This is a genomic window from Sulfurimonas sp. ST-27, assembly GCF_048081595.1.
GTDB lineage: Bacteria > Campylobacterota > Campylobacteria > Campylobacterales > Sulfurimonadaceae > Sulfurimonas > Sulfurimonas hydrogeniphila.
On sequence record NZ_CP182226.1, the window covers coordinates 509,738 to 531,914 of the forward strand.

General features: G+C 38.4%; 25 protein-coding genes, 1 tRNA gene and 1 other RNA gene. 4 read left to right on the forward strand and 23 right to left on the reverse strand.

Going from position 1 to position 22,177, the window contains the following annotated elements; all coding sequences use genetic code 11:
- Nucleotides 1-132: 132 nt before the first annotated feature.
- Together ACM66U_RS02725 and ACM66U_RS02730 are read left to right on the forward strand one after the other, a co-directional pair.
- A tRNA-Val gene (locus tag ACM66U_RS02725) sits at nt 133-207 on the forward strand.
- A gap of 101 nt (nt 208-308) precedes the next feature.
- Entirely contained in the window at nt 309-992 is a 684-nt protein-coding gene (locus ACM66U_RS02730; protein WP_151900940.1) for a hypothetical protein, read from the forward strand.
- A gap of 5 nt (nt 993-997) precedes the next feature.
- On the opposite strand, the gene ACM66U_RS02735 is transcribed toward ACM66U_RS02730, so the two are convergent.
- The gene (locus tag ACM66U_RS02735) at nt 998-1,330 is read right to left on the reverse strand and encodes a SprT-like domain-containing protein (RefSeq protein WP_230973257.1); all 333 of its coding nucleotides are present in this window, start codon (nt 1,328-1,330) and stop codon (nt 998-1,000) included.
- 63 nt (nt 1,331-1,393) lie between these two features.
- Here ACM66U_RS02735 and ACM66U_RS02740 point away from each other — a divergent pair, with 63 nt between their 5' ends.
- Nucleotides 1,394-1,567: a hypothetical protein gene (locus ACM66U_RS02740; protein WP_418641063.1), complete on the forward strand. Its 174-nt coding sequence runs from the start codon at nt 1,394-1,396 to the stop codon at nt 1,565-1,567.
- 46 nt (nt 1,568-1,613) lie between these two features.
- Here ACM66U_RS02740 and ACM66U_RS02745 read toward each other — a convergent pair whose 3' ends face one another.
- The 22 genes from ACM66U_RS02745 to mraY all read right to left on the reverse strand — a co-directional run bounded on the left by ACM66U_RS02745 (nt 1,614) and on the right by mraY (nt 20,558).
- The gene (locus ACM66U_RS02745; protein ID WP_418641064.1) at nt 1,614-1,826 is read right to left on the reverse strand and encodes a hypothetical protein; all 213 of its coding nucleotides are present in this window, start codon (nt 1,824-1,826) and stop codon (nt 1,614-1,616) included.
- Entirely contained in the window at nt 1,819-2,127 is a 309-nt protein-coding gene (locus ACM66U_RS02750; RefSeq protein ID WP_418641065.1) for a nucleotidyltransferase family protein, read from the reverse strand. The genes ACM66U_RS02745 and ACM66U_RS02750 overlap by 8 nt, the downstream gene beginning before the upstream one ends.
- Before the next feature lie 403 nt (nt 2,128-2,530).
- On the reverse strand, nt 2,531-2,893 hold the full coding sequence (locus tag ACM66U_RS02755; RefSeq protein ID WP_418641066.1) for a transcriptional regulator: 363 nt from the start codon (nt 2,891-2,893) through the stop codon (nt 2,531-2,533).
- Nucleotide 2,894: 1 nt separating this feature from the next.
- Complete coding sequence (locus ACM66U_RS02760) at nt 2,895-3,230, reverse strand: toxin-antitoxin system TumE family protein (RefSeq protein ID WP_418641067.1); 336 nt, start codon at nt 3,228-3,230, stop codon at nt 2,895-2,897.
- Between the two features lie 301 nt (nt 3,231-3,531).
- Nucleotides 3,532-3,906, reverse strand: a transfer-messenger RNA (tmRNA) gene (ssrA, locus tag ACM66U_RS02765).
- A gap of 87 nt (nt 3,907-3,993) precedes the next feature.
- Nucleotides 3,994-5,637 (reverse strand): complex I subunit 5 family protein, encoded by a 1,644-nt coding sequence (locus ACM66U_RS02770; protein WP_418641068.1) that lies wholly within the window; start codon nt 5,635-5,637, stop codon nt 3,994-3,996.
- A gap of 1 nt (nt 5,638) precedes the next feature.
- The gene (locus ACM66U_RS02775; protein WP_418641069.1) at nt 5,639-7,132 is read right to left on the reverse strand and encodes a complex I subunit 5 family protein; all 1,494 of its coding nucleotides are present in this window, start codon (nt 7,130-7,132) and stop codon (nt 5,639-5,641) included.
- Nucleotides 7,129-8,595: a complex I subunit 5 family protein gene (locus ACM66U_RS02780; RefSeq protein ID WP_418641397.1), complete on the reverse strand. Its 1,467-nt coding sequence runs from the start codon at nt 8,593-8,595 to the stop codon at nt 7,129-7,131. Before ACM66U_RS02780 ends, ACM66U_RS02775 begins: the two co-directional genes overlap by 4 nt.
- Nucleotides 8,595-8,903 carry a sodium:proton antiporter gene (locus tag ACM66U_RS02785; RefSeq protein WP_151900936.1) on the reverse strand — a complete coding sequence of 103 codons (309 nt, stop codon included), beginning with the start codon at nt 8,901-8,903 and terminating at the stop codon, nt 8,595-8,597. The genes ACM66U_RS02780 and ACM66U_RS02785 overlap by 1 nt, the downstream gene beginning before the upstream one ends.
- A complete protein-coding gene (gene mbhE / locus ACM66U_RS02790) occupies nt 8,900-9,559 on the reverse strand; it encodes a hydrogen gas-evolving membrane-bound hydrogenase subunit E (RefSeq protein WP_151900935.1) in 660 nt (219 codons plus the stop codon). The genes ACM66U_RS02785 and mbhE overlap by 4 nt, the downstream gene beginning before the upstream one ends.
- A 20-nt stretch (nt 9,560-9,579) precedes the next feature.
- A complete protein-coding gene (locus tag ACM66U_RS02795) occupies nt 9,580-9,843 on the reverse strand; it encodes a Na(+)/H(+) antiporter subunit B (RefSeq protein ID WP_151900934.1) in 264 nt (87 codons plus the stop codon).
- Nucleotides 9,831-10,130, reverse strand: coding sequence for a monovalent cation/H(+) antiporter subunit G (mnhG, locus tag ACM66U_RS02800; protein WP_418641070.1), 300 nt, complete (start codon nt 10,128-10,130; stop codon nt 9,831-9,833). Before mnhG ends, ACM66U_RS02795 begins: the two co-directional genes overlap by 13 nt.
- Nucleotides 10,117-10,398, reverse strand: a complete 282-nt coding sequence (locus ACM66U_RS02805) for a monovalent cation/H+ antiporter complex subunit F (protein ID WP_418641071.1) — start codon at nt 10,396-10,398, stop codon at nt 10,117-10,119. The genes mnhG and ACM66U_RS02805 overlap by 14 nt, the downstream gene beginning before the upstream one ends.
- A gap of 8 nt (nt 10,399-10,406) precedes the next feature.
- Nucleotides 10,407-11,381 (reverse strand): universal stress protein, encoded by a 975-nt coding sequence (locus ACM66U_RS02810; RefSeq protein WP_418641072.1) that lies wholly within the window; start codon nt 11,379-11,381, stop codon nt 10,407-10,409.
- The gene (locus ACM66U_RS02815; RefSeq protein ID WP_418641073.1) at nt 11,368-11,889 is read right to left on the reverse strand and encodes a Na+/H+ antiporter subunit E; all 522 of its coding nucleotides are present in this window, start codon (nt 11,887-11,889) and stop codon (nt 11,368-11,370) included. Before ACM66U_RS02815 ends, ACM66U_RS02810 begins: the two co-directional genes overlap by 14 nt.
- Before the next feature lie 58 nt (nt 11,890-11,947).
- Nucleotides 11,948-13,291, reverse strand: coding sequence for a TolC family protein (locus ACM66U_RS02820; protein WP_418641074.1), 1,344 nt, complete (start codon nt 13,289-13,291; stop codon nt 11,948-11,950).
- Nucleotides 13,292-14,572: an HlyD family secretion protein gene (locus ACM66U_RS02825; protein ID WP_418641075.1), complete on the reverse strand. Its 1,281-nt coding sequence runs from the start codon at nt 14,570-14,572 to the stop codon at nt 13,292-13,294. It abuts the gene before it with no gap.
- Nucleotides 14,569-15,531 (reverse strand): ABC transporter ATP-binding protein, encoded by a 963-nt coding sequence (locus ACM66U_RS02830; RefSeq protein WP_418641076.1) that lies wholly within the window; start codon nt 15,529-15,531, stop codon nt 14,569-14,571. Before ACM66U_RS02830 ends, ACM66U_RS02825 begins: the two co-directional genes overlap by 4 nt.
- 45 nt (nt 15,532-15,576) lie before the next feature.
- Complete coding sequence (locus tag ACM66U_RS02835; RefSeq protein WP_418641077.1) at nt 15,577-18,276, reverse strand: cation-transporting P-type ATPase; 2,700 nt, start codon at nt 18,274-18,276, stop codon at nt 15,577-15,579.
- Between the two features lie 64 nt (nt 18,277-18,340).
- Complete coding sequence (locus ACM66U_RS02840) at nt 18,341-18,940, reverse strand: trimeric intracellular cation channel family protein (protein ID WP_346389405.1); 600 nt, start codon at nt 18,938-18,940, stop codon at nt 18,341-18,343.
- Nucleotides 18,928-19,491 carry a phosphoribosylglycinamide formyltransferase gene (locus tag ACM66U_RS02845; RefSeq protein WP_418641078.1) on the reverse strand — a complete coding sequence of 188 codons (564 nt, stop codon included), beginning with the start codon at nt 19,489-19,491 and terminating at the stop codon, nt 18,928-18,930. The genes ACM66U_RS02840 and ACM66U_RS02845 overlap by 13 nt, the downstream gene beginning before the upstream one ends.
- Nucleotides 19,492-19,496: 5 nt before the next feature.
- Nucleotides 19,497-20,558: a phospho-N-acetylmuramoyl-pentapeptide-transferase gene (mraY, locus tag ACM66U_RS02850; RefSeq protein WP_151901544.1), complete on the reverse strand. Its 1,062-nt coding sequence runs from the start codon at nt 20,556-20,558 to the stop codon at nt 19,497-19,499.
- Between the two features lie 86 nt (nt 20,559-20,644).
- Here mraY and gpmI point away from each other — a divergent pair, with 86 nt between their 5' ends.
- Nucleotides 20,645-22,126: a 2,3-bisphosphoglycerate-independent phosphoglycerate mutase gene (gpmI, locus tag ACM66U_RS02855; protein WP_418641079.1), complete on the forward strand. Its 1,482-nt coding sequence runs from the start codon at nt 20,645-20,647 to the stop codon at nt 22,124-22,126.
- Nucleotides 22,127-22,177 lie beyond the last annotated feature (51 nt).

Here is a 22,177-nt window from a genome sequence, read left to right on the forward strand (position 1 = left end):
TAAACATAAATTAAAAGTAAAATAGATTGTTTTTCAAAATATTATAGAAAAGAAAAAGATATTCGCAAAAAGTTTGAAAAAGAAAATTGGTTTAAGGATTTTTTGGTAGAATTTTACTCTTCATTTACTACAGCTCGATTAACTCAGTGGTAGAGTACTACCTCGACAAGGTAGGAGTCACTGGTTCAAATCCAGTATCGAGCACCATCATAACAAAATTTATAAAAAAATCACATATTTGTTACTTAAGTTCCATTGCTTTTTATTCCAAAAGATGTATAATCATAAAAAACAGACAGGAGTATACAATGGAAAGAAAAATTATAATCGAAGGTGATATTTCTATAGTAAGTCTGAGCAATGTCGGGACTTTTGAGGAATTTAATTTAGAAAACGAGGAAATCAACGAAGAATCAGAAATAAAAAGCATTATGGAAGAGATTGATGCTTATGCGCAAAGCGGTGAGCTTGATGCTGTAACTGACGTATGTACATATAAAGTCATGAACGGTGAGGAGATTGAGTATCTTGCATGTGCTGATGAAGAGAATGAAGAAAAAGAAATTTCAATGGAGAGTTTTAAACTGGTCAATCAAACACTCAAACCTATTAAAAACCTCTTAACAAAGGCATGCAAGGGCGATATAATATATCTAAGAAAAGAGCAGGGAAAAGCAAATATAATGCTGAGTCTTGAAATAAACAACAGCGATGAGGCTATGAGCTTTTCCTATTTTGACTGCAGTACAGACCTGGATGAGTATGATTTATTGCGTGAGAGTTACTATGATGTAGTCTGTGATACTTTTTTACCAGAATCCCTGGCAACACAGGAGAATAAAGCTACTGTAGAAAATTTTGTTTTTGAACCGCAGATTATTTACGGGGAACTGTATAAAGTCATAGAAAATGAAGAGGGGCTGAAATCTTTACAAAAAATAGAATTTCCAGGATATTATTTTCAAGATGCCCAAAGAGATATTGACGAATAGGGAGATTATTTAAAGGGCATTTTTGACATGATAATCTCTTTTTGATCTACATAGCGCCTGCAGTTTTTTCCTCCCAGACTTTTACAGGTTTCTTGCCAAAGTCTGGAGTGCCCATCATTTCTTACAGCATTTTGATGGAGTTTAAAAAGAAGAGCATGGGCATATTCATGAGGGATTACATCCGAAATCATATAAGGCATACTCTCCTGCATTACCTTTTTGTTTAAAAATATCTTTATCTTTCCGTTTTTGTAAGAGGTCAGACCATAAAGTCTTCCCGGCACTTTATCTGTAATAATAATTGGAAACCTGTAAATGAAACCAAAATTGTCCTGCATGTGTTGTAAAACATCCTGCTCTTTTGCCTGTATTTGATTGATATATGTTTGTGGAAGAGGATTGTGCTTAAATTGATAGCTTTGGTAGGAGTTGAAAATGAGAATACTCCCAAAAATAAAGATGACAGCTATAAAAATGTATTCAAGTTTTTTACCAAAGATGTTGCAGTCCTGTTTGGTGGAGCTGTGCGGAATCGAACCATTCCAAAAATAAGCCTCTTTTTGAACTGGCTTTAAAAAAGTGGTATATATTGTTGTGCATAAGTTTTTTTACTATCCTTTTTTATGCTAATTTTGAGAGTATCTCGTTACTATGAGATTGTTTTAGTTTGTTAAACTGTTCAGCTATGGCAGTCAGATGCATAAGTATCGCAGCTCTGTAAATTGCCACATCTTCTAGCGTTTTGACAACTCTTCCTGCTTTTTTAACAGTTTGTTCAATGTAGTCTATTTTTTCAATTATGAGATAAACTTTGCTTATAGACTCTTTAGACATAAATTGCTCTATCGATGATGAACTTTTTAGCAGTTTTCCCCATCCCTGTACTATCAGCTAAATCAACTTTTATGCCAAATACTTGAGTGAGTTCATTTTGTATCTCTTGTATACGGGATATTGCACCAAAACCATACCTGCTGACAAATTCAGGCTTTGCTTCTACAAGAATATCTATATCGCTATTCTTATCAGCTTCATCACGAGAGTAAGAGCCAAAGAGCGCTTTGATGACAAACCCCTCTTTTTCATACTCTGATTTAACATTTTTTAAGTATGATAATATTTGGCTTTTCTCCATGAACTGCACCTATATTTTTTTTAAATTATACTACATAATTACTTATTTAATTTATTAATTTTCATAAGACTGTTCTGCAAAAATTGAGAGTTGTTTTCAACCAAGGAAAAATTTGGACCATTTGGATGAACAGGCATCCCTTCATTTAGGTATTTATAATAGGTTTTTAGTGGGATTAAAAAATTGTTGGATGGTAGAACTATGCGGAATCGATTATATCCTATTTTACGGACTTCTAAAGGCTTCTAAAACTATTAATTCCCCAAATAATCCCCTGAAAATCACTTTGACGGTTCAAGATACAAGGTAGTTATCTAAAGTATGAAAACCCCTAAAATAGGAGTTATCTGAGTTGTCTGATAGTTTTTTACTTTTTATCTTCTTGTTTAAAAAAGAAAAAAGCTTATGCTGCATCAAGCCCAAACTCTACATGAAAATTTGTAGCTTTTACTTCTGGCACTAACGCATTGTTTTCTTTGTGTAATTCTACTATACCATATCTTTGTAATGTCTTTAGAGTTCTTGAGAGATTTGATTTTGCACGACCTGTCAGACTCTCTAGCTCTTTTAGTGATTTTGGATTATTGGTTAAGATTACCTGTAATAATTCCTGATTTTCACTAGACAATATTTGAGCTAACGATTTAATAGACTCAAACCAAATTTTTGGTTCATCTTTTTTAGGTTTATAGATACCTTTAGCTATTTTAATAGTTCTTTGTTTATACTGTTTTTTTGACATAATGCCAACTTTTATAGTTTTCATCTTAGTTATTCTCCATATAATAATCTACACTCTTCCAAAAATCTTCTAAAAGTTGTGAAGCTGATTCAAACTCATAAGCTACTATATCCATCTGTTTATGAATATGATCATAAGTCTCTTTGTTAGCTCCGTATTTTTTAGATGATTTAAAACTATGTGCATTGTCATACCCAATAACTCTGTGATTATTTTTATCATGCAGAGTTAATGAATACCTGATACCATGAGGTATTGTTTTACTTGGTTCTATTTGATAAGCCTCAAACTTTACCCAATACCCACTATCCATAGGAAAAACTTCACCATGTAAGTTAAGTAAGTTTTCTAAATCATCCACTTTGTTCCTTTTGTTATCATCTAATGATAATATTATATTATATAAACTATACTTAATTTTCTGTTTTTTTGTTTAATTTAACAAAATAAAAAGGATCTTGAATAAATAGATCTAAATATTATCCTTTGGTGAGTATTCAATAGTATTAGCCATCATACATCTTTTTTATTTTGATTTGTATCTGTTTTACCAGATATACTTTTAATATGTTTGTTGGATGTGCGGTTGAATGGGCGCAATAGATTAAGATAGACTATTTAGAAATTTTATAGATTTTGTTGGATTGACTTGGATGGAATGTTGGTGGAGCTGTGCGGAATCGAACCGCAGTCCGAAACCTGGCTACTCCCAACGTCTACATGCTTAGAAAGGTTGTTTAATCTCGTCTTGCTTCACACAACCTGCAAAGCTACGCAAGACCAGTCTCAAGGATTCGTCTTGAGCTGAGACAGACTCAAGATATATCTAAATGAAGGGTTATACTTCGAGTCCTGCTTATTTAGAATCCACAGGTGAAGCAGCCCGCCTCTTACGAGGGGTTAAAACTTAAGCTACTGCTAAAGCTGGGCGATAATTTGTATTGTTTGCGTTTAAGCAATTGTGAGCCGTCTAACGGAATGCTCAGTCCGACATGCAGTTGGGAGCCACCAGATCCCGTCGAAACCAGGTCAGCCCCATATTTATTACTTATTTTAAAAGTAATAATATATTATACCAAATATATTTGTTAATTTGTAAATAGTAGGATGCTTTTTTAGCTGGTTTATTTTATCCATGCTGCTATTTTATCTGAGAATTTTGTGATTTTGGCAGTTAAAAAAGAGAGAAAGCGAGTGTAGTAAAGCAAAATAAAATTAAATTTTTTGCCATTTCTGATTAAGAAAAGAAGAACTTTTTCATAGTAAAGGACTATATCACCTGCCGGTACAGGTTTTATATTTTGCAACTTTTTTATTTTCCTTATAAAAACAGTGATAAAGATGCTCAAAAATAAGGGGTACAGGAAAGGGAGGGCATTCAGCTCTCGCATAATTTTCAGAGAAAAGTCTAAAGAAAATGGCAAAGAGAGAATGCCTGCAAGAAGCAAAATCCAAGGCCAAAGCAGAGAAAAACTTGTACTGACCCCAAAAGGAGCTGCAGCCGGCCGAACCAAATACAGCAATCTTATCATAAGCAATGTTGTATTTACAGTGCCGATAACAAGAAGTACGGAAAGTATACTGCTCCAAGGTGCTGCAAAGTACGCGGTATAGCTCTTTAGCAAAAATTTTGCTGTCATGCCGCTGCTATAGGGTACAGCTGCCAATGCAAGAGCAGGTATACAGAGTCCGAGCCATATCGCATATCTTTGCAGTTTATTTGTGCTGCCAAGCATGCCGACACCTAAAAAAAGAGCTCCTTTGCTGAGGCCATGATGCAAAGCAAAAAAAGTGATACCGGCCAAGATACTCTTCCAATGCTCAGGCAGATAAAATCCAAAACCTATAAGCATAGTCATAATCCCCATCTGGCTTATGCTTGAATAGGCTAAAAGTGTTTTGGGATTACGTTGTGTCAAGCCTATAATGACTCCGTAAAATTGTGCTAAAAGACCTAAAAGTATAATGCCTGCTGCCCAGTAGAGGGAGATGATCTCTCCTAATGGAAGGAATCGCAACCATCCCAAAAGTCCGGCATTTATCATTGCACCGGAGAGAACTGCACTTGCAGGTGTGGGCGCTACGGGATGCGCAAGAGGCAGCCATACATGTAAACCGATAATCCCTGCCTTTATACCAAAAGCAGTAAAAAGCAACAGGATTACTAAATTTTTATTCGGGTTGTTTATAAATCCTGTTCGTACAGATTCAAATGAAGTTACATCAGATGTCTGCGCCAGTAATAAAAAAGCAACAAAAAGCATCACTTCGCCAATAACAACCAAAATTATATAGACTAATCCTGCATCAAAGGCTTCCTTGTCTTTATTAAAGACGACAAGTCCATATGAAGCAAAGCTCATTAAAGTAAAAAAAAGATAAAAGCTGAAAATATCCTGAGATATTACAAGTCCAAAGTTTCCGGCCATTGCAAGCAGAAAAAAACTATAAAAAGAGATCTGTCTGTCTTCTTTGGAAAAATATGCTTTTGTGTAGATGCCGGCAACAGACCAAAGGAGTGCACTGCCAAGCAAAAAAAGAGTTCCTGTGGCATCGAGTCCGATTTTCATACCAAGAAGCAACCATGGAAAATTCCAATGAGCGATGCTAGGCGAGACAAGTAAAGCGGCAAAAAGTGCAGGGATACCTGCCCATGCAGCAAGCGATAAAGTTATAGGACGGATTTTTTTTAGAGACAACAGGGGAACCAGCATTAGAGGCCAGAGTACACCCAATAAGAGCAGGCTGTTTACAGACGTTTCATACATTTTAAAAAAACTCCCGCTGGGTAATGAGATGCACCCATGCTAAAGGACTCCAGGGAGAAGCGGCGAACAGACCAAAAGAAAGAGCAAAAAATGCTGTAATAAGCGGCGGCCATAAGAGACTGAGTTTTGTTTCCCCTTTTGAAAAATTATGTTCATCAGGCCAGGATTTTGGAGGTGCCAAAAACCATGCTCGATAAAGTATAGGTAAAAAGTATCCTGCATTCAGGAGACTGCTCGCAGCAAGTACAGCTATTACCCACCCCTGCCCGGATTCCAAAGCACCAAGTCCCAGGTACCATTTCGTAATAAATCCTGCAATCGGAGGTATACCGATCATGCCAAGGGCGCCGATAGTAAAAGACACCATAGTCCAGGGCATGCGTTTTGCGATGCCGTTCATTTGGCTTACCTGATGTACGCCAAGTGTTTCTGCAAAATTTCCTGCTCCAAAAAAGAGAGTGATTTTCATAACACCTTGGTGCACAAGATGTATAATTCCCCCTGTTGTTGCGATGGGACCCACTATGGCAATACCAAGGATGATATAAGAAACCTGGCTTATTGTAGAAAAAGCCAGCCTTCGTTTGAGATTATCCTGAAAAAGTGCTCTGAGAGAGCCGTATATGATAGTGATGGAAGCTATAACAGCCAGAGGTGTTGTCAAACCAAGAAAAGCTGCTGTTTCAAGTCCGTATACTTCATATACAACGCGTACTATACCGAATGCTCCTGCTTTGACAACGGCGACTGCATGCAAGAGAGCACTTACCGGTGCCGGAGCCACCATGGCTTGCGGCAGCCATCCATGCAGAGGAAAGAGTGCTGCTTTGACACCGAATCCTGCAATTAAAAGAATGAAAATTATTACAAGAGCCGAAGAATGCTCTTGCAGTATTGTTTGCACAAATCCTTTTGGCGTAAACTCAAGTGTACCGGTTAATGTATAAAGCCATACTGTTCCCAGCAATAACAAGGCACCGCCGACAAGAGTATAAAGAAGGTATCTGCTGCCTGCAAGACGGGACTCTTCAGTACCTCTATGGATAATAAGAGGGTAGGCAGAAAGTGTCAGTATTTCATAAAAAAGCAAAAAAGTGATGAGGTTTCCGGATAAGGCAATGCCAATAGTGGCCGTAATACAAAGATTGAAAAACCCGAAAAAACGGCTGCTATGCGCAGATCCCTCCAGATAACCAATAGCATAGATTGTGGTTATAAACCACAAAACACTTGAAAGCCCTGTAAAAAAAAGAGCAAAAGGTCCGGCACGCAAACTGATATCAAGATTCTGGATAAGAGCAAAACGTATTTCATAATGTTCTCCGTAATAGACACCGACAAACATCCATATGACTAAAACAAGTGTTATAAAAATCCCTGAAAGGTTCAAAAGTGTACGAAGAGTATGTTGCTTTTCTGAAAGTCTGAAGATTATCAGAGCAGGCAGAAATGAACTTAAAACTACAAACAGGGGAATGTATGTGTTAAAACTCACGGGGCTGCTCCAATGTTTCCAAAAGGATTTCCGATATGTATCAGCGAAAGCAGTGGTGTGGCAAAAAAACCTGTCAAAATTGCCATAATTGCAAGAAACAGAGGTACAAGTTCCATTGAGAGAGGAATGTTTTGTGCCTTTTGTGTACGAGTGGTCTTTGTAAAAGTGAACCCTAAAACCTTAAAAATATATCCTGCAGCCAACAATCCGCCCAGAAGAACTACTGCGGTTATTCCCCAGTTATTGTCTGCAAGTGATGCTTCAAGGAGAAACCATTTGCCTATAAAACCGCCACTGAGGGGTAATCCGATAATACTCACTCCCGCTAAAGCAAAAGCAGCGGTACTCAAAGGAAGCCTTTGTGCAATACGGTCCAAATCAATGATACGGTCATGCCCGTGAAAATGCAATAAATTTCCTGCTACAAGGAACAAAGCACTTTTTGCCAGTGCATGTGAGAGCATAAGATAGATAAGTGCGCTCCATGCTACAGACACCCCTCCCAAAGCCAAAGAAAAAGCAAGAAAAAGATAGCCTACCTGCGCTACTGTGGAGTAGGCTATGAGCAGTTTCAGCCGAGTCTGCACAAGTGCCTGAACGGAGCCCCATAAAACGGCTATGGATCCAAGTACAGCAAAAAATATTTCAAAATAAAAATTATGCAGAGGGAAGAAAAGAGATATCCATAAGCGCAGTTGTATATATATGGAAGCTTTGATGATGAGCGCCGACAATACTGCACTTATAGGGGCAGGAGCACTGGCATGTGCAGGCGGAAGCCAGAAATGCAAAGGAAAAAGAGCGCTTTTAAGAAGCAAACCGGCACTCATCAGACCCATTGCAGCCCATGCTGCAGGGGTAGATTTTATTGTATTTGAAAGAATGGCAATATCTACACTTCCAAAACCATGGTACAACAAAGCGACGCCTAAAAGATAAGAAAGCGAGCCAAGAAGTGTCACTAACAAATACCGCATAGCTCCTGTTAGTGCCTCTTTTGTATTGCTCAAAGCAGTCAGGGCAGCAGAGGCCAGTCCGATAAGTTCCAAAGTTACATAAAAATTAAAGATATCCTGCGATAAGAAAAGAGCATTAAGCCCGGCTATGAGCAACAGCCAGATTGGCCAAAACCAAAGAGACTGTGTCTGCGTAAAATATTTTCCTGCATAGACACTTGCTCCGATTCCGATGAGTGCAGTCAGTCCAAGCATAACAAGACTTAAACCGTCTATGTAAAGGTTTATACCCAAGGGTGCATCCCAGCCGCCGACAAAATGATAAAAAGCACCTTGCGTACGTAGTTTCAGAGCAATAAAAACTACAAAAAAGAGTGTGAGTATGAGTGTGGAAATACCGATAGCTTTATTGAATTTCGGCAAAAGAAAAGAGAACAATCCTCCTAAAATCGGCAATAAAATCAAAAAAACTTCCCAAGGAGTTGCTAATACAAGTTTTAAATACATCACTTTTCTTCCAGGCTTGAAAGCTCTGCTTTGCCTGTTTTTAATGCAATTTTTATCATAAAAACCAGGGCCAGGGCCGTTGCGGATATAGCAACAACTATCCCCGTGATGACCATGGCATGCGGTACCGGGTCCGGCTGTGTGCCTGCAGTGCGCATGGAGAGGGAGACAAGTAAAAGAAAAACACCGCTTCCCATAATGTTTATGGCAAGCAGTTTTCGCAAAAGATGGGCCTGTACAATGAGTGTATACAAACCTGTACAAAAAAGTCCGATTCCGGCGACAGCATAGAAAAACAGTGTGCTCACTTCTCTTCCTTTGGTTGTGCAAAAATAGTAAAAAAAAGATTAAAAAGAGTTATTGCTATTGAAACAGTTGCAGCGGCTTCAAGAATAAAAATGAAATAAGAAGCCTCTGTTGCAGAAAATTCAAGAAGTGTATCAGAAAACAGTAGTGTGATTGCCGAAACAAGAACAAAAGCAAGCAAACCTGTACTTGCAAGAAGTCGTACAAAGAAATTTTTATAAGACAAATCAAGTTTCCACCCGCTTAAAAAGATTAAAATTCCAGTAGCACTTAAAATAGAACCGGCCTGAAAAGCACCGCCTGGAGCCTGCGCTCCAATCCATAAAATATAAGCACTCAGCAAAAGCAATACAGGAACCAAAATCCCTCCCAATCTTTTTAATACAGGGCTTTTTAAAAGAGACTTCGCCTCTCTTGCTGAACTGCCCAATGAATAAACTCCCAAAAGAGCAATAAACAAAACCGCCATCTCAAGGAGGGTGTCATAGGCACGGAAGTTCATCAATACCGCTGTTACAGGATTAGAAACACCGCTGTTTTGCATTTGTGAGCCTACTGTTTGGGCAAGACCCTGTGTCTGTTGAGGTAAAGATAAAACGGTATACGTTAAGCCTGCAAAAAGAAGAGCTGTTAAAATGAATGTAAAAAAACGTACCATACTTTATACCCTCTTTTGTTTTAATCTATATTCATTTTCTTGAGTTTGACCAAAGCACTTAACAGCAGTGCCCCTGTAAGTCCGGCACCAATAACCACTTCGGCCATAGCAACATCGTAAGCACCTAACCGTCCCCATGCAACAGATATTAACAAACCAAAGACGATAAAAAAGACAATAGCCTGAAACAAGTCTTTACATGTAAGTGTTTTATAGGCAACAAACAACAATGAACTTGAGAGTAACATGTCAAAGACAAATTCTACGATTGCTAACGTTTCCATATTTTTATTCCATTGCGAAATGCGTTTTTTGCGATTAAATGTGAGACACCTGCTCCTGCCAAAAAAACCAAAAACCAGATAAGCAGCAGTTTTCCTATCTCAAAGAACGAATCTGCCTGCAAACAGAGTGCAAGCACAATGAAACCGACACCGATATTGTCAGCTTTTGTCAAAGCATGCAATCGGGTATAAACATCCGGCAGCCGTAAAAGCCCGACTGTGCCGGCTAAAAAGAAAACTGCTCCGAACAGGAGAAATATGATAGAGAGAATGTCAATCATTTTCATGCCTTTTGTGTTTTTTTCTGCTACTGCTTTGGACAAAGGCTATTGCAGTGACAGCAGCGAGTGAAGCAAAAAGCAGTGCTATGTTGCGCAAAGCGGCATGTCCGTTTATTTGCGAAAGCAAAAGCAAAATAATGATGGCAATCGTACCAAATAACTGTGATGCCAAGATTCTGTCTTCATTTGTCGGACCATAGGCAAGACGCCATATGCCTGCAATAAGGTTTAAAAACAAAAATACTGCAAGACCTGTATAGATAATATTCATCATTTGCATACCTACAGGGATACAGGAGTTTTAAATCCCGGAGGCTTGACGGCAAGAACCGAACAGTCTATCTGGTTGAGTATGTCTTCTGCTGTATTTCCCATAATGACTCCGGCCAAACCTGTTCGCGCGACAGTGCCCATAACAATCAAATCAATTTGCAGTTTTTGAGCAAACTGGGGAATAATTTTATTTGGCAAACCTCGCAGCAGATGAATATTCGGTTTTAGGAATTTTACCATATCACCGATTTGCGTATGCGCTGCATCACGTAAGAGTGCTTGCAGCTTTGAATCATGCAGATGCTGCATCTCCTGTGCATATTTAATAACTTCTGAATCCGGCATCTTTATAAATGCACCCTGCATGAGTGCTGTTTCTGGAGCATCCCATACATGCAGTACATGTAATTGGGCTAACTCGCTGACAGCAAGAGAGCTTGCTATTTGAAGAATTTGATGGTTTAGCTTTTCCTGTGTATCTGGTTCTTCTTCCGTTTCAGTGTCAATATTTACATCGACAGCAGCCATGATATGATTGAAAGATTCAGGGCTGTTTTTTTTGATAAACCAAACCGGACATGGACATTTTCGTAAAAGATGCATATCATTGCTCCCGAACAATCGATGCATCCAACTTGCATTTTCCGGAATTTTGATGACCAGATCATAATTGTCTAGCAAAACATGATAGATTATCTCATAAAAAGGTGTTCCGAAAAATACTTTAATTTCAATATCTGACTGGTTTGAAACAGTCTGTGTCAAATCTTCAAGCTCTTTTGTTTTTTCTTTTTTTAAAAGAGTTTTTACATCCATATCCAAAAAGTTTTTCAAAATACCAAAACTGGCTTTTGAGTTGTTAATAACACTCGCAACTGTCAGTTTTGCCTGATTGTCTGTTGCCAACTTGACAGCGCGTTGCAAAATGCTTTGGCTCGCTTGTGTATCTTCAATAATACAGAGTATGTTTTTAAATCTTTTCATTTGAACTACCTTGAGTGTTGGTCTTTTTGGAAAATATCTCATTGATATAATCTTCAATGAGCAGGACCTCTTGTTTGATATTTTTGCCAATATCCAAAACATGAATCAACAACAAATTATTTTCAATTTCTACTGAAAGTGTACCCGGAAGCAGGTTTAATACATTGACAATCATATCCTGCTGTACTCCTTTTGGAAGATGCAGCTGATACTTTAGCAAACCAGGGTTTATCGGAAGAGCCGGATGAAAAACACGCAACATGACATCAAATCCTCCCAAAAGAGAGCGTATAAGATAAAACGGAATAAATTTCAGGAATGCAGTAAAGTTCCAAAAGACAGGAGGAACAAGGATAAGACTGATTATGGATGAGAGCAATACAGCAGGAATGCCAATCCAAAGAGAAGAGATGTCGCCGTCTGTCAGTATTATCCAAATAATAAAAAATAAAAACATTCTTTTGGAAAGAACAAAGAGAAAACGGGTTCCAATTTGAATATTTTTCATAGTATGACCACCTTGTATAATAACATTGTACACTTTTTTCTCAATATTTTAAAAAGATTCACAGCGGCTCCCTTAGAATGTATTTTAATTCCAGCTCTTTTTCTATAAGTTTATAGTATTCACTGAGGAGTTTTTGTTTTGCCTGAAGTGTTATGATCTCTCTTTGGTTGAGCGTAAGCAGGTTTCCTATGCCAAGCTTGTAGCGTCTTCTTTGCGCATCTTCAACTTTTTGTTTGAGTGTCACCTCTTTTTTTGCAAGATTTATAATCTCTTTTTTTGTTTTTATCTCCTGCAGTACTGTAATGATGGCCGTTCTTAGTTTGCTCTTTTGGAGTGCTATCCTGTTTTGCAGCAAAAGCGTTTCTTTTGTATAGGCACCTTTTTGTCCTTTGTAGGAACTTCGTTGTAAAGGAAGATTGAAATCAAAAGTAGCTTTGTACCCTTCTTTGTATTGCAAATCATAGACACCATAAAAATTGACATCCAGTTTTGGGTACTTTTTGACTTCATTGTACTTTTGTTTAATTGTTATTTCTTTTTCCTTTACATGTAACGCTTTGAGAAGCAAACTGTTTTTAAAGGCTGTTTGAACTGCTTGATCCTGCAGCAGCTCCAAAGAACTTTGCTTTGGCAATTCCGGAAGTGTATACTTGGCATCAAAATCTTTTTTGCTAATATTGAGATATTGCAAAAAAGAGTAAAAAACTTTTTGAAACTGCATATTTGTCAGTACAACTCTCTGTTTTCTGTTGATAATTTCACTTTCTATCTCTGTTAATGCTATTTGCGGCAATTTTCCGGTTTGAATACTTTTGTCAATAAATGCAAAATTAATATATGCTTTGTTGAGAAGTTCTCTGTTGGCTTGGAGCAGCTCTTTGTGAAGCAAAAGCCTGTAATAGAGCTTTGATACATCAAGATAAAATTTGATGATTTTGTCCTGTGATTGCAGTTTTGCTATTTTTGTCTTTTGTTGGGCAAGAGAGAGATTCTTTTGGTTTTTGCTGATGCTGTTAATGATATTGAAAACTGGAAGATGCAGGTTGACAATGGCTTCTCCCTCTTTGGATGTTTTTATGTTGTTGTACTCCTGTGTTCCTGTTGCTTTTCTGTATGCGGCTGAAAATTCCACTCCGTTTCCAAGAGACTGCCTGAGTCCTGCTTTTGTAAACTCTGCTGTAGAGAGCGGGTACTCTTTTTTTTCATAGTTTGCATTAAGTTTTATATCAAAAGCACCCTTGTAGAAAATTTCATTGTATTCTTTAATGTAAATATCACCCACTTTTTCGTAGTAAAAAGGGTTTTTTTCATTAAAATAGTTTATGATGTCTTTTTGGACAAATACTTCCTGGGCAAAACCGTAACTGCATAAAAGAACGATAAGCAAGCTTTTTATCTGCATTTAAAAACTCGATTCATCTATTTTTACATGGACCATTTTTGGCGGTTGTGCCGATATGAGTCTCCATATTTCATACCAGATAGGAACCGTTGAGAGCCGTACCCATATCTTTGCCTGTGTTCCGTTTCTTAAAAGATGTGACGGAGGCCATTTGCTGTCTTTTTCATTTTCTACAACAAGTGCATAGTAGTTATTCTGATCATATGCCGTTTGTTCTGTTGTGGCAATTTTTCCGCCGTATGTTCCGTGAGAGATTTTTGGCCATCCGGAAATCTGCAGAGCGGGCCATCCGTAAAATATTATACGGGCTTCAAGGCCTTTTTTGATGAGTGGCATATTGAAGTTGGAGACTTCAAGGCGAATGGCCCTTGTTGTTACTTTTGGAACAAAAAAGAGAATCTTCTCCCCTTTTTTGAGAAGTTTGTTTGTGTCATTTTGATAGATTCTGACCACATAACCATCCGATTTGGCTTTAATGTCTTTATTCTCATAGCGTAAAAGTTTTACACTTTCGTTTTGCAGATTCTTTTTAAGTGTATTTATGCTGTTTTTTGTTTCCAGCAATCTGTTTTTTATGGTGTTTATCTTTTGTGTCAGTGTATTGAAAATCGCATCTTTTTCATTTTGGAGTACTGATATTTCTTTGTAGGCATTTTCTATTTTTGTGTTTATTATTGAAAGTTCTGCTTTGGTTGATATGTACGCATTGTTTTGTACCTCCAGTGCTCTTTTTGATTCTATACCGTCTTGAAAAAGTTTTTGCGTTCTTTTAAAGTTGATAAAGGCAATTTTTTCCTGGTTGGTCAGTGCGGTTTTTTTCTCCTGCAGAGCAAGGATTTTGTTTCTTTGCTGTGATATTTTTGTAGTAAAAGCTTTCATTTTGTTTTCAAGGTTTTCTTTTTGATTGGTGAGGTTGTTTTTTAGATTTTCAAGTTTAATTGCAAGATTGCTTATCTGGTTTTGTGTCTGCTGTTGGATATCCTGGAGCCTTTGCAGATAATCTTTGTCCAAATCTCTCATTGAAAAAAGAAGTTCCCCTTTTTTAACTTCCTGATTTTCTTGCACATAAAACTTCTCTATTACGCCATCAACGGTTGCAACTATGTTGTACTCCCGTTCAGTAGGATTTAATGCGATTACTTTTCCTATACCGAAAACAGTTTGTTGCCATGGCAAAAAAAGCAAAATTATGAAAATTGATATAATAGAGAAGGTAATAAGCATCCAGTGTTTTATAAACTTATGTGGTTCGACGAGTTCCAATGATTTGTATTTTTTCACGTTTCTTCACTTTCAAAGACTTTAGAGAGTTTGTCGATTTTGTAAAAACCCTCAATCATGTCATAAATATAATCTATTTTTTCAATAAACTCTTTTAGGGCACCGACAACAGAGATAATGAGGATCTCAGCTGCAACGAACTCTCCAATAGGGACAATGCCTTCAAAAACAAGATAACCGCCCAAAATGAAGAAGGATGCCAAAATAAATCCTTCTGTAACAAAAGTAAGCGCAACCTGTTTGATGATTATTGCAAACATTTGCTGTCTTTTTGAAATGTATTTTGTCAGATATCCATCCAGCCTGGATGATATGCTTTGGCTTGTATCGTTTAAGAAGGGAATACTTTGCAAAAAGTATATGGCATTATGTTTTGCATCAGACCGTGCGACTGCATTTTTTGGGCTTTTTCTTCCTAAAAATAAAATCATAATCGCAAATATAATTATAAAAACCACGCCCAGTACAAAGAAGGAAACATCAAACAGAAGAAGAAGCAGCAGGCTTATGACAACTTTGATAATAAGGCTGGAACCATTGAGGAGCAAAATCGGAAAAAGTTTCTGTATGTGTACAACATCAAAAAAGTAGTTCATATATTTGTCGATTTTATCTTTGTTTTGAAGGTTGTTTTTATTGTTGATCGCAAGTTCAGAGACTTTAATGGCATTTTTTACAAATATTTTTTGCTCAAATTTTTCTATGATGTACTCTTTTATGACTTGCAAAATTGCAATAAGTGAAAAAATGACAATTACGACAACGCTTAAGACAGTAATGGAGATAGAAGCATGTGCCAGTACGCTGTTAATAATAAATGCTGAGGTCAACGGACTCACAAGCAGTAAAATTGCTTCAATAACAGAATAGTACAGAAGATAAAAAATATTTTTTTTATCTTTTGATGCAATACTTTTGAGCTGCTTGAAAACATTACTAAAAATTTCTTCATTTGTCATGTTGTTTTTTGCCCCTAAATCTAAATTATGCCATACAAAACTGCTTTATATGCTTGAATACCGCTGCCGAACCATTTTTTCAATGGCAACTGTAACATAAATCAGCACTCCAACGGCAAATATATTGAGCCAGTCATGCAAACTGATCGGTGCAGTATGAAACATTTTATTCATAATCGGCAGATATGTCAGGGCAACAGAAGCGCCTATCATACAAAAAATACCGATCCATATCCAGAGATTGCTGAAGAGTCCCAGCTTAAATATGGAAAAACGCAGTGAACGGGAATTGAGCAAATAAAAAGATTCTCCAACGGCAAAAACATTGACTGCTATTGTGCGGGCCTCTTCCAAACTGTTTCCGTGCATGAGTGCCAGTTCAAATAAGCCAAAAGAGCCGCCTAGGAGCATTGTACCCACTAAAAAGATACGAATCAGCATCTCTTTTCTTAGTATCGGAGCAGATGGCGGATGCGGCGGTTTTTGCATCAAACCTGGTTCCTGCGGTTCAAATGCCAGGGCCAGTCCGAGAAAAACTGCAGCTGTCATGTTGATCCACAAAGCCTGAACAGGAAGAATCGGGAGTGTGACATTCGCCAAAATAGCAACCATGATAACAAGTCCCTCTCCAAGATTTGTTGCCAATATGAAACCGATAAATTTGATAATATTTTCCAGTACAGCCCGTCCCTCTTCGACAGCTGCCTCTATAGAAGCAAAATTATCATCAGTCAGTACCATATCTGCCGCTTCCTTGGCAACTTCTGTCCCTGTGATCCCCATAGCAATTCCGATATCGGCTCTGCGAAGCGCAGGGGCATCATTGACACCGTCTCCTGTCATTGCAATAATTTCATTGTTCTTTTGGAGGGCTTCGACGATACGCAGTTTTTGTTCCGGTGTTACTCTGGCAAATACCGAAGCATTTTTTGAAGCTTCGAGCATTTCTTTTTCTTGTAAATTATTCAGTGCATTTCCTGTAATGACGACACTGTTTTCATCTTTTTTCGCAGAATGGATTAATCCCATCTGCCTGGCAATTGCTGTGGCTGTTATGGCATGGTCCCCTGTAATCATTTTTACATCTATGCCTGCCGTTTTGCATGCTTCAATCGAAATTATTGCCTCTTTTCTTGGCGGATCTATCATACCCTGAAGACCGATAAACTCCAAATTGTGAGAGATATGTTCATGTTCGAGTGTTATTTTGTGCTCTATAACAAGTCTGGCAAAGGCCAAGACCCTTAAGCCTTTTTTTGCCATAGATTCCACCTCCATAAAAATGTCATTCTCATCGAGAGGGACAGGCTCGCCGTTTACATCCAAAACAGTACTGCATCGCTGGGTAATACTCTCTGCAGAACCTTTTACATAAATGATATATTTGTTTGTTTCTTTGTCAAAATGCAGAGTTGCCATATACTGGTATTGCGATTCAAAGGGGATCGCATCTATCCTTGGCATGTCAGCTCTTAATGCGTCAGTGTCTATTGCCGCTTTTTTTGCACAGACCAGCAATGCTCCCTCCGTAGGATCTCCTTCTATGCTCCATGCCTTTTCACTCTTTTTGAGTGTGGAATCATTGCATAAAACTCCTGCTTTGAAGAGTTCCAAAAGAGTCCGGTTCTTGCCGCTGTCATAATTTTTGTTTTCTTGGAGGATCTCTCCATCGGGCGAATACCCGACTCCGCTTATCTCAAATTTCTCATTTGCGCAGTAGAGTTCCTGGACGGTCATTTCATTGCGTGTCAATGTCCCTGTTTTGTCTGAACAGATTATTGTGGTGCTTCCCAGGGTTTCTACAGCCGGAAGATGGCGAATGATTGTATTTCGTTTTGCCATGCGTGCGACACCGATAGCCAAGATAATTGTCATAACAGCAGGCAGACCTTCGGGTATCATGGCAACACTCAGTGCAATGGATGCCATAAACAACTCTTCCCAGGATTTACCGTGCCATAGCCCTACAGCAAATGTGACTGTTGCCAAAAAGAGAATTACCAATAATAAGAGATGACTGAATTTGGATATTTTACGTGTCAAAGGAGTATCCAATACGGTTGCATCATTAAGCAGCTTTGAAATATGACCTATTTCTGTCTCATCGCCTGTTGCAACAACAACACCTGTGCCTGTACCGTATGTGACAAAAGTTGACGAATAGAGCATATTGGTGCGATCCGCAAGAGAAACATCTTCGGGAAGTATTGTATCTGTTTTTGAAACAGGGGTTGATTCTCCTGTAAGGGCGGATTCGTCTATCTGCAGTTCACGGGATGAGAGAAGCCGCATATCAGCAGGGACTTTGTCTCCTGACTGCAGCAACACAATATCTCCAACCACAAGTTTTTTTGCATCAATCTGCTGTTTTTTTCCGCCACGCAACACAGTGCTTACTGTAACTAAAGACTCTGACAAAGCGGCCAGTGCATTGAGTGCTTTGTTTTCCTGGATGAATCCTATGATGGCATTGAGCAAAACAACACCAAAGATCACACTGGCATCAACGTAGGCACCCAGATATATTTTTATGACAATAGCCGCCAGCAAAATATAGACCAGTGCCTGATTGAATTGACTTAAAAAACGAAGGAGTGCAGATTTTGTTTTTTTGACACTTAAAAGATTCGGACCATATTGTTTGTACCTTTTTATTGCCTCATCTTCTTGAAGTCCTTTATTCAAATCCGAGCTTAAGGTTTCCAATATCTCTTTTTGATGAAGAGCATGCCAGCTGTTTTTCATATCTAACCCTGTTTTTATTTTAAAATCAGGTAAATGGTACTCTTTTTTAGCTTAATGATAAATGTTATCGTAAAGGGATAGACCATTTGGCATAGTAGGCAATAAGCCTGAGGGTCAGTGCAGCAAAAAAGAGGATAGAAATATTTGTATACGTGGTTACATGTAAAGTATGCAGTGCATATAAAATAACGGCAATAAGAATAGAAACTGTTCCGTAAAAACCTGTTTTTAAAACAAAAGGTACTTCGTTGATGATGACATCACGTGCAATTCCTCCCCCTACTGCGGTCAGAAAGGACATGGCAATAATGCCTGTGAGATTGAAACTGCTCTCTATGGCGATCAGTGCCCCCGAGATACTGAATGAGACCAGACCGATAGAGTCACTTAAAATAAAAAGAGCTTTGTTCTCGATAGAGTTGCGGTGATGAAATTTAAAAATGATAAGAAGCAGCAAAACAGAGATGACAATCAGTGCCGGATAGTTATGCGAAAAAGTAAAAGGAATTTTTGCTACGGTAACATCTCTCATGATTCCGCCGCCAAGAGCCGTTAGAAATGTAGCGACTAATACACCGAGCAGATCAAGCCTGTTTCTGGTTGCCACAAAAAAGCCACTCATTGAAAAAGCGATAATGCCTATGTACTCTGCTATTTCAAACACAGAGCAAGCCCTTCAACTATTGCTTTTTTTTCCAGGGTTTTGATTTTTTTCTCAAGTGAATCAACCGTCTCTTCAGGGAGTATTTGTAATGATTTTTGCAAGATGATTTTTCCCTCATCATAATTTTCATTGACTTCATGAATGGTGACACCGCTTGTTTTTTCTCTGTTTTTTATGACAGCTTCATGTACAAAGCGTCCATACATGCCGGCACCGCCATATTTTGGCAGTAGAGAGGGATGCGAATTGATTATTGTAAAATTAGATGTAAGCAAAGGAGAGAGCTTTTTCATGTAACCTGATAAAAAAACACATTCGCATTGATACTCTTTCAGCAGCCGGTAAATAGTTTTATCAGGATCCGTATCTGTCTTTGCATTGACAAGTTTACATGTAAGCCCATATTTTTTTGCTTTTTGCAAAACCTTGGCATCTGTGTTGTTTGAAATCACCAAGGCAATGTTGAGCGATAAAATTCCTGCATTGACAGCTTCAAAGATGGCATCAAGACCGCTTCCGTTATGCGATGAAAGTATAGCTATGTTCTTCATGTTTTCTACCTGATTTTGAGTGTGATGAGTGCCAAAATATTCGAAAGAATAGCAATGATCCAAAAACGGACGATAATTTTGTTTTCCGCCCATTTTTTCATTTCAAAATGATGGTGAATCGGCGCCATTAAAAAGACCCGTTTTTTACGGAGCTTGAAGCTGCCTACCTGAAGAATAACGGAAAGCGTCTCTATAACGAAGATGGAACCAATCAAGAGCAGAAGTATTTCGCTTTTACTGATAATTGCCAGATATCCCAAAAATGCGCCTATGGTCAAAGAACCGCTGTCTCCCATAAAAACTTCTGCAGGATGGCAGTTGTACCACAAAAAGCCTGTAAGCGCACCTATGAGGGCACTGGCAATAATGGCTACTTCACTGACCTCAAAATGAGGCATGAGCAGGTAAGCACTGATTTTGACATTGCCTATAATATAGATGATAATACTGAAAGTGGCAAGGGCAACGATGGAAGGCACTGTTGCAAGACCGTCGAGTCCGTCTGTCAGGTTGACTGCATTGGAAGTGGAAATAATGACCAAAACCCATAAAAGAACGGCAAATGCACCCATGTCAAGAAGAGGTGTTTTTAAAAAAGGCACATACAAATCGGTGTTAAAATCAGCAAAGTAACATAAAAAACACGAAACAGCAAGGGCTGAAATGATTTGAAGCAGCAGTTTTGTTCTTGCTTTAAAGCCTGCAAGATTTTCATTTTTTTTGATTTTTGCAAAATCATCCCAAAAGCCTATGAGCGAAAAAAGCACAAGGGTAAGCAGTCCGGCCAAAGCATACGCATTGTCAAGACGGACTGTCAGAAGTGTGGCAATAATGGTAGCACCTATAAAGACGATGCCTCCCATTGTAGGCGTCGAGACTTTTTCCTGATGTCTTTGCGGTGCCCATTCGTTAATAGGCTGCACACTGGATGTTTTTTGGGCCCAACGTATAAATTTTGGCATTAAGTACAATGTAAGAGTGAGGGCAATAAAAAAAGCGATTCCGGCACGAATAGTAATATAGCCTAAAATATTTATGTCGAGAAACTGATGTATAAAATATAGCAAATATTTGTCCTGATTAGAGTCTTGTTTGTTATTTGAAAGTGACATTATAGTATAATCACGCAAGAAAATTATTAATAGGAATAAAATTGAGTAAAAAAGCAATTTTAGTCATAACAGACGGTATTGGCTACTGTGAAAAAACAGAGCATAATGCATTTTATAATGCAAATAAACCTGCGTATGACAAATTTTTTAATGAAGTGCCGCACGCTCTTATAGAAACCTTTGGTTTGAGTGTCGGACTTCCCGAGGGTCAGATGGGCAACTCTGAAGTTGGGCATATGAGTATAGGCAGCGGACGTGTTCTGTATCAGGATCTGGTCAAAATATCATTGGCGCTTAAAGACGGTTCTTTGGAGCAAAATGAAGTTTTGCAAGAGCTTTTTCAAAAATCGGACAGGCTGCATTTAATTGGATTGATGAGTGACGGCGGAGTGCACTCGCATATAGATCATTTTATGGGTATAGCTGATATTGCGGCAAAAAACGGTAAAAAAGTCTTTTTGCATCTTATTACAGACGGAAGAGATGTCTCTCCAACATCGGCACAAAAATATTTAGAAGAAGTAAAAAAGCATTTGAACGAAAATGTAACAATTGCTTCCATATCCGGGCGTTTTTATGCAATGGACAGAGATAACCGCTGGGAACGGATCAAGCGTGCCTATGATGCTATTGTATCTGCACAACCGCAAACAGACATGACGCCTGAAGCCTATATCGGGCACTCTTATTCACTTGGCGAAACCGATGAGTTTGTCGAGCCGACTGCATTTGCAGGATATGAGGGGATGAAAGAGGGAGACAGTGTCCTTACTGTAAATTTCAGAAGTGACAGAATGCGAGAAATGGTAACGGCACTGGCTGATGAAAATTTTACAAAATTTGAAAGAAAAGTACAGCATGTAAACCTTGCAACAATTACCGAATATGACAAAAATTTTCCCTATCCTGTGATGTTTAGAAAAGATGTGCCAAAAAATACTTTGGCTGAAGTGATTGCCAGCGCAGGGCTTCGTCAGTTACATACCGCAGAGACGGAAAAATACGCACATGTGACTTTTTTCTTTAACGGCGGAATTGATGAACCGTATGAAAATGAAACACGGGTTTTGATTCCCTCGCCAAATGTGAAAACATATGATATGAAACCGGAAATGAGTGCAAAAGAGGTTGGTGAGGCTGTTCGTAAGGCAATGGACGGGGAGTATGACTTCATAGTGGTAAATTTTGCCAACGGAGATATGGTCGGACATACCGGTGATTTTGAAGCGGCAAAGAAAGCTGTCGAGGCTGTTGACGAAGAGTTGGGAAAAATATATGCCAAAGCAAAAGAAAAAGAGTATGCATTTGTGTTGACAAGCGATCATGGAAACTGTGAAGAGATGCGGGACGAAAACGGCAATGTGCTGACAAACCATACGGTCGGAAAAGTATGGTGCTTTGTGGATGCACAGGGTGTTGAAAAAGTAAAACCGGGCGGGCTCAACAACATAGCCCCGACGGTTTTAAAGCTGATGGAACTTCCGATTCCAAAAGAGATGGATGGAGCTTTGGTAGAAGTATAACTGACACTACAGAAAAAAATTCAGTTTTTCTCACAACTCATGCTTTAGCAT

Coding starts and splice junctions, on each gene's coding strand:
- ACM66U_RS02815 (WP_418641073.1), bottom strand. CDS start 11,889: ATGAAAAATATTCAAATTGGAACCCGTTTTCTCTTTGTTCTTTCCAAA.
- ACM66U_RS02795 (WP_151900934.1), bottom strand. CDS start 9,843: ATGGAAACGTTAGCAATCGTAGAATTTGTCTTTGACATGTTACTCTCA.
- ACM66U_RS02780 (WP_418641397.1), bottom strand. CDS start 8,595: ATGTATTTAAAACTTGTATTAGCAACTCCTTGGGAAGTTTTTTTGATT.
- ACM66U_RS02820 (WP_418641074.1), bottom strand. CDS start 13,291: ATGCAGATAAAAAGCTTGCTTATCGTTCTTTTATGCAGTTACGGTTTT.
- ACM66U_RS02735 (WP_230973257.1), bottom strand. CDS start 1,330: ATGCAGGACAATTTTGGTTTCATTTACAGGTTTCCAATTATTATTACA.
- ACM66U_RS02810 (WP_418641072.1), bottom strand. CDS start 11,381: ATGAAAAGATTTAAAAACATACTCTGTATTATTGAAGATACACAAGCG.
- ACM66U_RS02835 (WP_418641077.1), bottom strand. CDS start 18,276: ATGAAAAACAGCTGGCATGCTCTTCATCAAAAAGAGATATTGGAAACC.
- mbhE (WP_151900935.1), bottom strand. CDS start 9,559: ATGGTACGTTTTTTTACATTCATTTTAACAGCTCTTCTTTTTGCAGGC.
- ACM66U_RS02830 (WP_418641076.1), bottom strand. CDS start 15,531: ATGACAAATGAAGAAATTTTTAGTAATGTTTTCAAGCAGCTCAAAAGT.
- mnhG (WP_418641070.1), bottom strand. CDS start 10,130: ATGAAAATGATTGACATTCTCTCTATCATATTTCTCCTGTTCGGAGCA.
- ACM66U_RS02805 (WP_418641071.1), bottom strand. CDS start 10,398: ATGATGAATATTATCTATACAGGTCTTGCAGTATTTTTGTTTTTAAAC.
- ACM66U_RS02770 (WP_418641068.1), bottom strand. CDS start 5,637: ATGTATGAAACGTCTGTAAACAGCCTGCTCTTATTGGGTGTACTCTGG.
- ACM66U_RS02745 (WP_418641064.1), bottom strand. CDS start 1,826: ATGTCTAAAGAGTCTATAAGCAAAGTTTATCTCATAATTGAAAAAATA.
- ACM66U_RS02755 (WP_418641066.1), bottom strand. CDS start 2,893: ATGAAAACTATAAAAGTTGGCATTATGTCAAAAAAACAGTATAAACAA.
- ACM66U_RS02845 (WP_418641078.1), bottom strand. CDS start 19,491: ATGAAGAACATAGCTATACTTTCATCGCATAACGGAAGCGGTCTTGAT.
- ACM66U_RS02730 (WP_151900940.1), top strand. CDS start 309: ATGGAAAGAAAAATTATAATCGAAGGTGATATTTCTATAGTAAGTCTG.
- ACM66U_RS02750 (WP_418641065.1), bottom strand. CDS start 2,127: ATGGAGAAAAGCCAAATATTATCATACTTAAAAAATGTTAAATCAGAG.